Below are 11,979 nucleotides of genomic sequence, written 5' to 3' on the forward strand. Positions count from 1 at the left end.
AGAACATGAAACGCATCTGGCCGGTCCTCAAGGATCTCCTCCCGCTGCTGCCGACCGGCGCGCAGCGGTACTTCGTCGGGTACATGATCGCCACGACGCTCATCACCGCACTCGACGTGGTGGCGATGTCGCTGCTGGCCGTGATCATCGGCCCGGCACTGACCGGCGGGGCGCTGCGGCTCCCGCTGATCGGGGAGGTCTCGCCCGACATGACGCCGCTTCTGGTGCTCGGCGCCTGCGCGCTCATCATCCTGAAGTCGGTGCTCTCGGTCACGCTGCACTGGTTCGCCACGCGCCGGTTCGCGCGCTACGAGCTCGAGATCGGCGACCGGATGTTCAAGGCGTACATCAACTCCAGCTGGGAGGAGCGCTCGAAGCGCACGGTCGCCGAGATCACGCGCATCGCGGACGGCGGCATCGCGAACACGATGTCGGGCTTCCTGCTGCCGCTCATGCGCGTCCCGAGCTCGATCTTCACGTTCGTGCTGATCATCGTCGTGCTGCTGGTGGTCGACCCGATCACCGCGCTCATCGCCATGGTGTACCTGATCCTCGTGGCGCTCATCGTGCACCAGGTGGTGACGAAGCGCTCGCTGGAGGCCGCCACCGTCAACCGCAACTACAGCTACCGCGTCGCGATCCTGATGACCGAGATGATGGAAGCGCTGAAGGAGCTCAGCCTCCGCAACCGGCTCGCCGACGTCGCACAGCTGGTGACGGACAGCCGCCACCACTCGGTCCGCGCCAGGGCGAACGCGTCGTTCCTCGGTGTCGTCCCGTCGTTCGCGTTCGAGTCCGCCCTCATCGGCGGCGTCGTGATCATCGGCGGCGTCTCGTACTGGCAGGGCGGTCTGGCGGCCGCGTTGTCGTCCGTCGCACTGTTCACCGCGACCGGCTTCCGCCTGATCCCGGCGATCAGCGGCATCCAGGGCGGCATCGTGCAGGGTGTCGCGAGCATCCCCTCGGCACAGGACGTCATCGGTGACCTCACCGCCGCGGAGAAGGACATGGAGGTGTCGCAGACGCCCGCCGACACCGCGGAGCTGGCGGAGAACCCTCGGCTGCTCAGCCTGTCGGACGTGCACTTCCGGTACCCGGGAGCCGACGAGGACGTCATCCGCGGGCTCTCGCTCGACATCCCGCTCGGCAGCTCGCTGGGCATCGTCGGGCCGTCCGGAGCCGGCAAGTCGACGCTGATCGACCTGCTCCTCGGCCTCAGCCAGGCCACGACCGGCGACATCGAGATCGACGGGCACCCGCTCTCGAGCGTGCTCCGTCAGTGGCGCGGGCGCGTCGGCTACGTGCCGCAGCGGGTGGCGCTGTTCGACGCCTCGATCGCGCAGAACGTCGCCCTGACCTGGACGGATGAGATCGACCGGGACCGCGTGGAGTACGCCCTGGAGCGCGCGCAGCTCAGCTCGCTCGTCGCGTCGCGGGCGAATGGCATCGACGAGCGCATCGGCGAGCGGGGCGTGTCCCTGTCCGGCGGTCAGCAGCAGCGTCTGGGCATTGCCCGCGCGCTGTACACCGATCCGCTGGTGCTGGTGCTCGACGAGGCCACGAGCTCTCTCGACACGAAGACCGAGGACGAGGTCACCAAGGCGATCCGGTCGCTGCAGGGCGAGGTCACGCTGATCTCGGTGGCGCACCGCCTGTCGACCATCAAGGACTACGACCGGATCTGCTACATGGACGAGGGCGTGATCGCCGCTCAGGGCACCTTCGTGGAGGTCGCCTCCTCGCTGCCCGCGTTCGCCGAGCAGGTGCTGCTGGCCGGACTCTCCGGAGAGCTCGAGCGCCGGGCGTGACTCCGCCGCCCGACCGGGTCGGTCACACGATCCGGTCGGTGCGGTTCGCGGCGTAGAACAGCCGTGCCATCGCCTGCGGGTGCAGGGAGAACAGCGGGTTGGGCGTGAGCAGCGCCCCCAGTGACCGCTGGTTCCAGCGGTCGTTCGCGAGGATGCGGATCCGCTCCACGTCGGGCGCTGCCGAGAAGGTCTCGTCGATGATGCGGTGGTCGACCCGCGACAGCAGCCGCAGGGCCCCGGGGGCCAGGGCCACGAGTCGGTCCAGGGTCTCCCGCAGCTCGGCCTGGTGCGTGACCAGCTCCGGCGTCGTCGTCGCCCGGACGCCGATCGCGCTGAGGAACTGGATGCGCAGCAGCTTGACGACCGCTGCGGTGCGGGCGCGGCGGCCGAGGGCGCGGAACCAGGGCGCGGCCTCGAGGCCGTCGAGGAAGGCGAAGTCCTCGCGCACCGGGCGCGCCGTGAACGTGACGCGGTCGCCCTCGTCCTCGTGCCCGACGTACGCGGGGCCGTCGATGTCGACGGCGAGGTCGCGCCCGCGGAACCACAGCTCTCCGGTCAGGGCGATGTCCTCTCCGGACGACAGGCCCTCGGTGAAGCGCAGGTGCCCGAAACGCTCGCGGTCGATGAGGCCGAGCGGCGCGCTGCGGTAGAAGAGGCGGTCCTTCGCCGCGTCGAGCCGCCGCGAGCGGCGTCCGTTCCGCACGGGAGGAAGCGGGTTGTTGTGGCGCCCGACGAGCGTGATCTTCGGGATCACGGCGCTCGCCCCGGTCTCGCGCTGGATGCGCAGCCAGGAGTCCAGCGCGCCGGGCGCGAACTCGTCGTCGGAACCGAGCAGCGCGATGAACGGGGCGGTGGACGACGCGAAGCCGAGGTTCATCGGTCCAGCCGGCGAGCGGATGCCGTCCTGCAGCTCGAGCAGGACCACGCGCTCGTCCTCCGCGTACCCGCCGAGGTTGCCGCGGATCACGGCGGGGTCGATGTTGTGCGCGACCACCAGCACGCGCACCGGAGCGGCGGTGGCGTCGAGCACCGAGGCCACCGCACGACGGATCGGTCGGGTGGCGGAGTGGACGGCGATCGTGACGTCGACCAGGGGCGACGCGGTCACAGCTGCCCCACCCGCTGCGATCGGGCGCCCGCGGCGAGCGTGCGGAAGGGGGCGTGCCGGTGCAGCGCCAGGAACGGGTTCCGGGGGAGCTGAGCGGCGGGCGAGAGGTAGATCCACCGACGGCCGAGCAGGGCGCGGGTGCGCTCGGGATCGGGCGCCTCGCGGCGCAGCTCGTCCATGACCCGGCGGTCGGCGATCGACAGCACCGACAGCACTCCGGGGGCCCAGGCGCTGACGCGGTCGACGACGGCGAGGAGCTCGGCGGCGACCGCGGCGATGCCCGGGGTCTCCAGGCGCGCGGCCACGGCGTCGAAGAAGTGGATGCGGAGCAGCTTGACGGCCAGGGCGCGGCGGTCGGCGGTCGAGGCGGCCGCGAACCAGTCCGCCTCCTCGATCACGCGGAGGAACGCGAAGTCGGCCGCCACGTCGCGCGGAGCGGAGGTGACGCGGTCGTCCGCGTCGTCGTGGCCCACGTACGGGGGGCCGTAGAGGTCGTAGGCGATGCTCGTCGCCGTGATCCACAGCTCAGAGGTGTACGGCAGGTCCTCGCCGGACGTGAGGCCCTCGGTGAAGCGCAGGTCGCCGAAGCGCTCGCGGTCGATGAGGCCGAGGGGCGCGCTGCGGTAGTGCAGGCGGTCGCGGTCGGCGCTCAGGCCGGTCGTGCGGCGTCCGCGGCGCACGGGCGGGTACGGGTCGGGGCCTCCGGTCACCAGGCGGATGCGACCGATCACGACGTCGGCATCCGTCGCGCGCTGCAGCGCCAGCCACGAGTCGATCGCGCCAGGGGCGAACTCGTCGTCGGAGCCGAGCAGGGTGTGGAAGCGTGCCGTCGCCGCCGCCATCCCGAGGTTCATCGGGCCGGCGGGCGACGGGATGCCGTCGCGGAGGGAGAGCAACCGGACGGCCGGGTGTTCCGCCCAGGTGCCGAGGTTCGTGCGGATGATCTCCTGGTCGATGTTGTGTGCCACCACGTTCACGCGCACCGGAGCGGTCGTGCCTTCGATGACGGAGGCGACGGCGCGCGCGATGGGCCGGGTGGCGGAGTGGACGGCGATCGTGACGTCGACAAGTGGGGATTCCATACCGGATCGATGCTACCGCGGAGGCCTACGCCATCATGTCGCGCAGGGTCCGGTACGGGGCGTGCCGGTGCAGGGCGAGGAACGGGTTCGCCGTGAGCCGCGCATCGAGCCCGCCGCCCCAGCGGGCCGAGAGGAGGGCGCGGATCCGGTCGGCCGACGGCGCGCTCGTCTCGAGCTCTCGGAGCACCTTCCGGTCCGCGCGGCACAGCAGCGCGGTCGCGCCGGGGGACATCCGCTCGATCGCCGCGGCGGTGTCGAGCAGCTCGGCGCGGTAGGCGGCGATCCCGCCCGGGGCGTCCAGCCGGGAGGCGACGGCATCCATGAGGTGCACGCGGAGGTTCTTCACGCCGAACCCCCGGCGCGCCGAGCGCGAGGCAGCCCGGTACCAGGGCTTGGCGGCGACGATGTCGAGAAACGCGAAGTCGGCCGACAGGGGTCGGACGGTGCGGGTCACACGGTCGACCGCATCGTCGTGGCCGACGTACGCCGGGCCCGTACGGTCGTAGGCGATGTGCGCGCCGGTGAACCACAGCTCCGCGGTGAACTCGAGGTCCTCGCCGGACTCGAGGCCCGGAGTGAAGCGCAGGTCGGGGAAGCGCGTCCGGTCGATGAGGCCGAGCGGCATGCAGCGGTAGCTGAGGCGGTCCTTGTCGACGTCGAGCTCCCGCACCCGTCCGCGACGTCGCGGCGGTGTCGGCTCGGCCGCCTCGTCCACGCGCACGCGCGGGATGACGGTGGTCGCGCCGGTCGAGCGGGCGACCGCGAGCCAGGAGTCGAGTGCCCCCGGCTCCAGCTCGTCGTCCGAGCCCATGACCGAGAAGTACGGGGCCTCGGCCAGCGCGATGCCGTGGTTCATCGGCCCGGCGGGGGAGGGGATGCCGTCCTGCAGGGACACGACGCGCACCTCGGGCCGCGTGCCCAGGTCGCCGAGGTTGGCGGAGATCGCCTCGGGATCGGTGTTGTGCGCGACCACGGTGACCCGCACGGCGGCGGTCGTGTCGAGCACGGAGGAGACCGCGCGGCGGATGGGACGAGCGGGCGTGTGCACGGGGATGACCACGTCCACGTCGGGCGACGGCATGTCGTCGATCCTATCGCGGGCGTTGCGGACGGACGGGGCGCGGGGGTCGGCACTGTATCCTTTCCGGAGCCCTGTCCTCGATCAGAGAGTCTCGTCGCGTGCACTCCGCCTCCACCCTCGCTCAGCCCACGCAGCGGCTGGACTCGCTCACCGGGCTGCGCTGGTGGGCAGCGTTCGCGGTCTTCCTGTACCACATGAATGTGTTCGCACCCCTGCCGGGTTCGGTGCAGTCGGTGCTGCTGAACGGCTATCTCGGCGTGACGTTCTTCTTCGTGCTCTCCGGTTTCGTGCTCACGTGGTCGGCGCGGCCGAACGTGCCCACCTCGACGTTCTACTGGCGTCGCTTCGCACGCATCTGGCCATCGCACATGGTGGCGCTCCTGATCGCGATCCCCGTGTTCTACACGTTGGCGCCGGTTCCGGAGGGGAGCTTTCTGAAGCCGTTCGACCTCGGCATCCTCCTGCTGTCGGTCGTCGTGATCCAGGCCTGGTGGTCCAACCCCGCCATCCTCTTCTCCGGCAACCCGGCCGCGTGGACGCTCACCTGCGAGGCCTTCTTCTATGCGCTGCACCCGTGGATCTCCCGGGTACTGGTGCCGATGGCCAAGCGCGGGGCCCTGCTGCTGGCGGTCGGTGTCGTCGCCTACGCGTTCGTGTACCGCGCGGTGGTCCTGTTCGCCCCGGACCTCGGACTCGCCGCGCTCCCGGTGCCCGTGCAGCGGCTTCCGGAGTTCGTGCTGGGCATGGCGCTCGCATGGGCCATACGCTCCGGCTGGCGACCGCGCATCCACCCGCTCATCGGCGTCGCCGCTCCCGTGGCGGTGATTCTGGCGCACTACGCCTCCGGGCGGTTCATCCCGACCTGGAGCGTGACCCCGGCGATCAGTGGCATGCTCAACGAGCTGTTCACGGTCGCGTGCGGCATCGCGATCGTCTCGCTCGCCGTGCATGCACTGCGCGGCGGACGGCTGTGGTTCGCGTCGAAGTGGCAGGTGCGGCTGGGTGAGTGGTCCTTCGCCTTCTACCTCGTGCACGCGACGTTCATCTACGTGGCGCTGCGCGTCTTCGGCTACCAGCCCGCGTCGTGGAGCAACCTGCTCTGGTTCGCCGCCCTGTTCGTGGTCGACCTGGTGGCCGCATGGGCCCTCCACACGTTCGTCGAGCGCACGCTGGAGAAGCGCATGCGCCGCTGGAAGGACGACCGGGACGCGCGCCGCCGCACGCGAGAGGCGGTCGCGTCAGCCTGAGGCGCGGATCCAGCCGTCGAGCAGGACCGCGGCGCTCCGGCGCCCGGAGTGCACGGCCTCGACGAACACCGGCCCCGCCGCGGCTGCGGCGGCCGCTGCCTCACGGTCGGAGATCAGTCCGGCGACCACCTCGCCGAGGGTGTCCGGCGTGGCCTCGACGATCGGCAGCGGCAGTCCCACCTCCGCCTCGATGGCGCGGCGCACCTCGGGCAGCACGTGTCCGACCACCACGCGACCCGTCGCCATGGCCTCGCAGGCCGCGACTCCGTAGGAGCCGGCGCGGAACTGGTCGAGCACGATGTCGGCGTCGCTCAGCACCTCGGGCATCCGGTCGGCGGCGACGCCGGTCACGAGCTCGTAGTCGATGTCACCGCTCGCGATGAGGGAGGCGAGGGCGGGCTCGATCAGGTGACTGCCCTTCTGCACGACGGAGGTGGAGGAGTGGATCACCCGCACCCGGTCGCGGTCCATGGCGGGGCGCCGCGCCCGGAACCGCGCGGTGTCGACGACCACGGGACACCACGTCGCCCACGGAACATCGTGCAGCAGGTCGGGTGTGGACACGAACGTCGGGCGACGCAGTTCCGTCAGCAGTGCGAGGTTGGCGTCCGCATCGGCCTGCAGCACGGCGGTGCGCGGATCGTCGGGGTACGGCGACCACGGGGTGCGCAGCGCATGGTCGCGGGGGCTGCGGATGTCGGTGCCGTGGCACAGGTACGCGACGGACACCCCCGCCTCCTCCAGCGCCGCGACCTCCGCGCGGACTTGCCGGTCGAACAGGCGGCCGAACAGCGGGCGCTCCGCCTCGATCAGCACGTGCGAGAACCGGCTGACGGCCTCCCACTCGGACTGCTGCCATTCGGTGGACGAGGTGGAGGAGATCGGGACCGGGACGTCCGCGGGGAAGGAGAGCCCGCCGGGCAGGACCTCCTCCATGTTGCGGGCAGCGATCTCCGGGTGCGCCTGCTCCAGCGCGCGCGCCCAGCGATACCCCTGGCCCGAGTAGTTCGTCGGGCCGATGAAGACCCGCACCGCGGCATCCGGCACGTCGGCCACCGGGGCGTCGCCGCCGCCGAGCGCGCGATGCGCCAGCCGACCGATCAGGCCGTCCGGGTCGCGCGCCGCCGAGTCGAGGGCGCGGTTGACCCAGCGGGGCAGTCGGGAGCGGTGCCGGATGATCCAGCCGGCGATCGCGTTCAGCCGCGCGCGCATCTCAGCGTCCGTCCCTCGTCTGGCCGACCGACTCGATCACGTCGACGACGCGGCCGGCGACCGCGGCCATCGAGTGCCGTTCCGCTGTCCAGTCGGCGACGCTCCGCCGCTCCGCCGCGCTCAGCGGGCGGGCCGCGAGGGCCGCCATGGCCACCGCGACCGACTCGGCGGCGTAGCCGCTGACGATGCCGCCGCGCACCTCCAGGTTCGCCTGGTCGAGGTAGGCGCCGGTGGGTCCGTTCGGCGGGCCGGCGAAGATGACGGGGCATCCGGCGGCCATCGACGAGTACGCCTTCGTGGCGAACGCGTACTCGTAGCCGGTGCCGGGGCGCTGGGTGGCGATGGTCGCGACGGCGCGGTGCAGATGCGGGACCAGCTCGCTGCTGGGCATCGTCTCGACGAACTCCACGGAGTCGGCGACCCCGAGCTCGCGGGCCCGCTGCTCCAGGAAGGCGCGCTCGCTGCCGTTGCCGATGAAGCGCAGGGTGTACCCGGGGGTGCTGCGGCTGAACGCGGCGAACCCGTCGACGGCGATATCGGCGCCGTGCCAGTGTGAGTAGGTGCCGGCGTACAGGAACACGGGTTCGGTCGTCGCCTCCGCCTCGGCGTCGGCCGGAGGGAGGAAGGCACCGGTGTCCGCCCCGAACCCGGTCACGACGGCCGGTCGGCCCACGCCGAGCGCGGCGATCCGGTCGAGCACGCCCTGGGAGATCGTGACGATGCGCCGCGCTCCCCGCATCGCGAAACGCTCGGTCGCGCGCAGCACGCGGATCACCAGGCGCGACGAGGTCACCTGCTCCGCGGCATCGGACCAGACGTCGGCGGCGTCGTACACGTAGGGGATGCGCCGCAGCGCGCACACGAGCCGCACCACGAACCCCGTGGTGGGCGGCGGCTCCATGAAGACCACGTCGGGGCGCCGCAGGAACAGCAGCCGGAAGAACAGGGGGACGTCGAAGCTGGCGTACGGGAGGTAGCCGCGCACGTAGCCGCTGCGGTCGCGCAGCACGGGGGCCATGCGCACGTCTTCGACGGGTGCTCCCTCGTCGAGGCCGCGCGGCGGTCGCACGGTGAGCACGGTGACGCGGTGCCCGCGGGCCACCGCCTCGTCGGCGACGGCGCCGAGGAACGACGACGCCGCGGAGGGCTCGGGGCGGTAGATGCGCGAGACGATCGCGAGGCGCATGCTCATGCGGAGAGGAAGTGCGTCATCAGCTGCGCGCGGGAGAAGTCGCCGTTGTGCACGCGTCGGACGAACTCCCTCCCGGTCGCGGCGATCCCGCGGTAGTGGTCCCGTCGCACGGCGATGTCGCGCAGCATGTGTTCGAGCGTGTCCGGTGTGGTCTCCGGGATCGGCAGGGTCATGCCCGCGTGCCCCTCCACCTCACGCCGGGCCTGCTCCGTGACGTGGGCGAGCACCACCCGCCCGGCGGTCATGCTCTCGCACGCCGCGACACCGTAGTCGCCGACCCGGAACTGGTCGAGCACGACGTCGGCGGACGCGACCACGGCCGGCATCTCGTGGTTGGGGACGCGGTCCAGCTGGATGAACTCGATGAGCCCCTCGTCGTGCAGCTTCTGCGCCACGGGGACGATGAGCGGCGTGCCCTTGACGTGCGCGTTGGTGGGCGCGTGGATGACGCGGATGCGCTCGCGCTCCAGGAGCGGCTCGTCGTTGATCCACTGCTCCTGGTCGATCACCACGCCGAGGAAGTGCGCGCGGGGAAGGTCGACGAGCAGGCCGGCGGTCGACACGAACGTGGGCACGTCGAGGTCGGCGATCGCCGCGAGGTTGTCGGCCACGGCCTTCTCCGCGAGGTCGAAGGGCACCCAGTCCTCGCTGTCGACGAACAGCGACCACGGCGTCGACTCCAGGTGGGTCGACGGCAGTCGCACGTCGGTGCCGTGGCCGACGATGCCCACGCGCACACCACGCTCCTGCAGCAGTGCGGTCTGACGGCGCAGGTCGCCGGAGAACATCCCGCCGAGGATGGGGAAGCACGCCTCGATGAGCACGTGCGTGTAGTTCGTCGCGATCGCGTCGAGCATCGAGCGCTGCCATGCGCGGGAGTGTTCGGCGGTGCGCCAGGTCACGGTGTAGTCGGCGGGGTACTGCAGGAGGTTGTTGCCCGCGTGCACGTAGTTGACCGCGGACACCTCGCCCGTCGACTCGGCCGCGCGCGACCACCGGTACCCCTGGCCGGCGTAGTTCACCGGTCCCACCAGCATCCGGATCGGACGGGAGAGGTCGGGCAGCGGCGGCGGGGGCGGGGTCACGCCCTTCGCCCGGTCGACGGTCGACGCGATCGCGTCCTGCACCGGCTTCGGGACGAGCTTCCAGGCGGCTTCAACGCGGGGATGCATCGGTGTCCTCCTCGTGCGGATTAGGGGCGGTGGCATGCAGCCAGGCTTCGTCGAGCACGGCGGCGGAGCGACGGCCGTCGTGGACGGCGCGGACGAACGTGTCGCCGGTGGCGCGGAGGGCGTCGAGGCCGTCGTGTGCGGCGAGCTCGCGCAGGACGCCCTCGATCGTGTCGGGCGTGGCCTCGACGATGGGCGGCTCCAGCCCGGTCTCCTCACGGACGGTCGCGCGCACCCGCTCGCTCAGGTGCCCGACGACGATGCAGCCGGACGCGAGGGCCTCGCACGCCGCCACGCCGTAGGAGCCGATGCGCAGCTGATCGATCACCACGTCGGCCGCGGCGAAGCGGTCGGGCATCTGCGCGGTCGGCACGCCCTGGATCAGATCGAGCTCGATGACCCCCTCCGCCTGCAGCCGCTCGAGCGTGTCGCGGATGAGGTGCGTGCCCTTGATCACGGACACCGACGGGGCGTGGGCGACCCGGAGACGCGCGCCGGGCGTGCGCGCCGTCCGCGGTCGCTCCCAGCGGGCGACGTCGACGGCCACCGGGAGCCACCGTGCGGTGGGGAGGTCTTCGCGCAGGTCGGGGGTGGAGACGAACACGGGGCGTCCGCTGCGCTCCAGGAATGCGATGTTGCGCGCCGCGACCACCTCGTCTCGCGCGGCGTAGATCTCGGGGTCGGCGTAGTGCGACCACGGGTGGTCGCGCATGTGCCGCGACGGCAGCCGCACGTCGGTGCCGTGGGCGAGGTAGGCCACGTCCACGCCGCGCGTGCCGAGCGCTGCCGCCTGCGCGGCCACCGAGCGACCGAGGAGGCGACCGAAGGGTGGCTCCTCCGCCTCGATCAGCACGTGCGTGGCCGTGGTCGCCGCGGCGAACTGGTCACGCTGCCACGCGGTGTCGTTGTGGTAGGTCGGGATCGGCACGAGCAGGTCGGACGGGTAGTCGAAGCCGCCGGGGACCTCGATGGCCATGGTGCGCGCCGAGATGCGCGGCGAGCGGCGCTCCAGGGCCCTGCTCCACGCGAACGCCTGGCCGGAGTAGTTGACCGGCGCGATGAGGACGCGGACGGGTCGGTCGTCGAACGCGGTCGTGCCGACGGCTGCGGGGACGGGCTTCCCGTAGCGGCGGGCGGCGATCCGCCCGAGGGGGCTGGTGGGGGAGTCGGCGATGCGGTCGATCGTGGCGTTGACCCACCGGGGGAGTCTGTTCCGGTTCACGTCGTGCGTGCATTCTCCGGGGGACAGGAACTCATCCCGTCAGTATACCGAGGGGGCGCAACGGCGGTCCGACGGCGGGCGACTATCATGGGCGGGGTTGCCGCGGTCCCGTTCCGGTGGACCGGGACCGAATGGAACGGTGGGATCGATGGCCTCGTCAGAGCCGGGCAAGAAGGGCTTCTCGCTCAAGGACTATGCGGAGACGCTTCACGCCTATCTCGACGACGGGTACGCCGTCACGAGCTTCGACAAGTACCTCGATGCCCCGCAGGAGAAGCACCTCATCCTCCGGCACGACATCGACAACAGCATCGAGCAGGCCATGCGCGTCGCGCGGGTCGACGCGGAGGCCGGGTGCTCGTCGAGCATCTTCCTGCGCGTGCACGCCCGCGGCTACAGCCTGATGAGTCTGCCGTCGCTCATGATGATCCGCGAGATGGAGGAGCTGGGGCACGAGGTCCAGCTGCACCTCGAGGGCGGCATCGGCGAGGTGCTCGGCGGTGACAACTTCGAGTGGGCCGAGCGTCAGCGCACGGTCTTCGAGACGGCGGTCGGCCGACCGGTCGGCGGGTTCAGCCTGCACGAGCCGGCGCGACTGGGCGGATTCGAGTTCGCGGCGGAGCTCCTCGACCGCTGGTCCGACACGGTGCGCTACCACGCCTACGAGCCGCGGTTCATGATGCCGAACATGAAGTATCTGAGCGACAGCAGCGGCAACTGGCGTGAGGGTCACTTCGCCGAGTGGGTCGGCAAGGTGCCCGTGGTGCAGGTGCTCACCCACCCGTTCTGGTGGTTCGAGAAGGTTCCGGCCGAGAACTACTGATCCGGCCGGAACGACGGAGTCCGCAGCCGGCCGCC

At 71.5% G+C, this 11,979-nt stretch carries 10 protein-coding genes; 3 read left to right on the forward strand and 7 right to left on the reverse strand.

The window, feature by feature from the left end:
* Positions 1–5 precede the first annotated feature (5 nt).
* Positions 6–1,808, forward strand: a complete 1,803-nt coding sequence (locus ACWGQ1_RS14240) for an ABC transporter ATP-binding protein (RefSeq protein ID WP_136029914.1) — start codon at positions 6–8, stop codon at positions 1,806–1,808.
* A gap of 22 nt (positions 1,809–1,830) precedes the next feature.
* Here ACWGQ1_RS14240 and ACWGQ1_RS14245 read toward each other — a convergent pair whose 3' ends face one another.
* The 3 genes from ACWGQ1_RS14245 to ACWGQ1_RS14255 are packed head-to-tail and all read right to left on the reverse strand — an operon-like array spanning position 1,831 to position 5,079.
* Positions 1,831–2,916 (reverse strand): glycosyltransferase, encoded by a 1,086-nt coding sequence (locus ACWGQ1_RS14245; RefSeq protein ID WP_452313169.1) that lies wholly within the window; start codon positions 2,914–2,916, stop codon positions 1,831–1,833.
* Positions 2,913–3,998, reverse strand: a complete 1,086-nt coding sequence (locus ACWGQ1_RS14250; protein ID WP_452313170.1) for a glycosyltransferase — start codon at positions 3,996–3,998, stop codon at positions 2,913–2,915. The genes ACWGQ1_RS14245 and ACWGQ1_RS14250 overlap by 4 nt, the downstream gene beginning before the upstream one ends.
* 25 nt (positions 3,999–4,023) lie before the next feature.
* The gene (locus ACWGQ1_RS14255) at positions 4,024–5,079 is read right to left on the reverse strand and encodes a glycosyltransferase family 2 protein (RefSeq protein ID WP_136046079.1); all 1,056 of its coding nucleotides are present in this window, start codon (positions 5,077–5,079) and stop codon (positions 4,024–4,026) included.
* 98 nt (positions 5,080–5,177) lie between these two features.
* Between ACWGQ1_RS14255 and ACWGQ1_RS14260 the strand changes: the two genes are divergently transcribed.
* Positions 5,178–6,326, forward strand: coding sequence for an acyltransferase family protein (locus tag ACWGQ1_RS14260; protein ID WP_136029907.1), 1,149 nt, complete (start codon positions 5,178–5,180; stop codon positions 6,324–6,326).
* Here ACWGQ1_RS14260 and ACWGQ1_RS14265 read toward each other — a convergent pair.
* From ACWGQ1_RS14265 to ACWGQ1_RS14280, 4 genes are read right to left on the reverse strand one after another with little or no spacing between them, the layout of a single operon-like run.
* Complete coding sequence (locus tag ACWGQ1_RS14265; protein ID WP_452313171.1) at positions 6,318–7,538, reverse strand: hypothetical protein; 1,221 nt, start codon at positions 7,536–7,538, stop codon at positions 6,318–6,320. The genes ACWGQ1_RS14260 and ACWGQ1_RS14265 overlap by 9 nt on opposite strands.
* A 1-nt stretch (position 7,539) precedes the next feature.
* Entirely contained in the window at positions 7,540–8,730 is a 1,191-nt protein-coding gene (locus ACWGQ1_RS14270) for a glycosyltransferase (RefSeq protein ID WP_136046077.1), read from the reverse strand.
* Positions 8,727–9,902 carry a glycosyltransferase gene (locus tag ACWGQ1_RS14275; protein ID WP_136037049.1) on the reverse strand — a complete coding sequence of 392 codons (1,176 nt, stop codon included), beginning with the start codon at positions 9,900–9,902 and terminating at the stop codon, positions 8,727–8,729. The genes ACWGQ1_RS14270 and ACWGQ1_RS14275 overlap by 4 nt, the downstream gene beginning before the upstream one ends.
* Positions 9,886–11,121: a hypothetical protein gene (locus ACWGQ1_RS14280; protein ID WP_452313172.1), complete on the reverse strand. Its 1,236-nt coding sequence runs from the start codon at positions 11,119–11,121 to the stop codon at positions 9,886–9,888. The genes ACWGQ1_RS14275 and ACWGQ1_RS14280 overlap by 17 nt, the downstream gene beginning before the upstream one ends.
* Positions 11,122–11,269: 148 nt before the next feature.
* On the opposite strand from ACWGQ1_RS14280, the gene ACWGQ1_RS14285 reads away from it, so the two are divergent.
* The gene (locus ACWGQ1_RS14285; protein ID WP_136029897.1) at positions 11,270–11,944 is read left to right on the forward strand and encodes a GCN5 family acetyltransferase; all 675 of its coding nucleotides are present in this window, start codon (positions 11,270–11,272) and stop codon (positions 11,942–11,944) included.
* The last annotated feature ends 35 nt before the right edge of the window (positions 11,945–11,979 follow it).

It is taken from the genome of Microbacterium sp. NPDC055599, from assembly GCF_053618975.1.

Bases quoted from the DNA above. Each gene is read 5' to 3' on its own strand.
- ACWGQ1_RS14250 (WP_452313170.1), bottom strand. From the start codon at position 3,998: ATGGAATCCCCACTTGTCGACGTCACGATCGCCGTCCACTCCGCCACC.
- ACWGQ1_RS14255 (WP_136046079.1), bottom strand. From the start codon at position 5,079: ATGCCGTCGCCCGACGTGGACGTGGTCATCCCCGTGCACACGCCCGCT.
- ACWGQ1_RS14240 (WP_136029914.1), top strand. From the start codon at position 6: ATGAAACGCATCTGGCCGGTCCTCAAGGATCTCCTCCCGCTGCTGCCG.
- ACWGQ1_RS14265 (WP_452313171.1), bottom strand. From the start codon at position 7,538: ATGCGCGCGCGGCTGAACGCGATCGCCGGCTGGATCATCCGGCACCGC.
- ACWGQ1_RS14285 (WP_136029897.1), top strand. From the start codon at position 11,270: ATGGCCTCGTCAGAGCCGGGCAAGAAGGGCTTCTCGCTCAAGGACTAT.
- ACWGQ1_RS14275 (WP_136037049.1), bottom strand. From the start codon at position 9,902: ATGCATCCCCGCGTTGAAGCCGCCTGGAAGCTCGTCCCGAAGCCGGTG.
- ACWGQ1_RS14270 (WP_136046077.1), bottom strand. From the start codon at position 8,730: ATGAGCATGCGCCTCGCGATCGTCTCGCGCATCTACCGCCCCGAGCCC.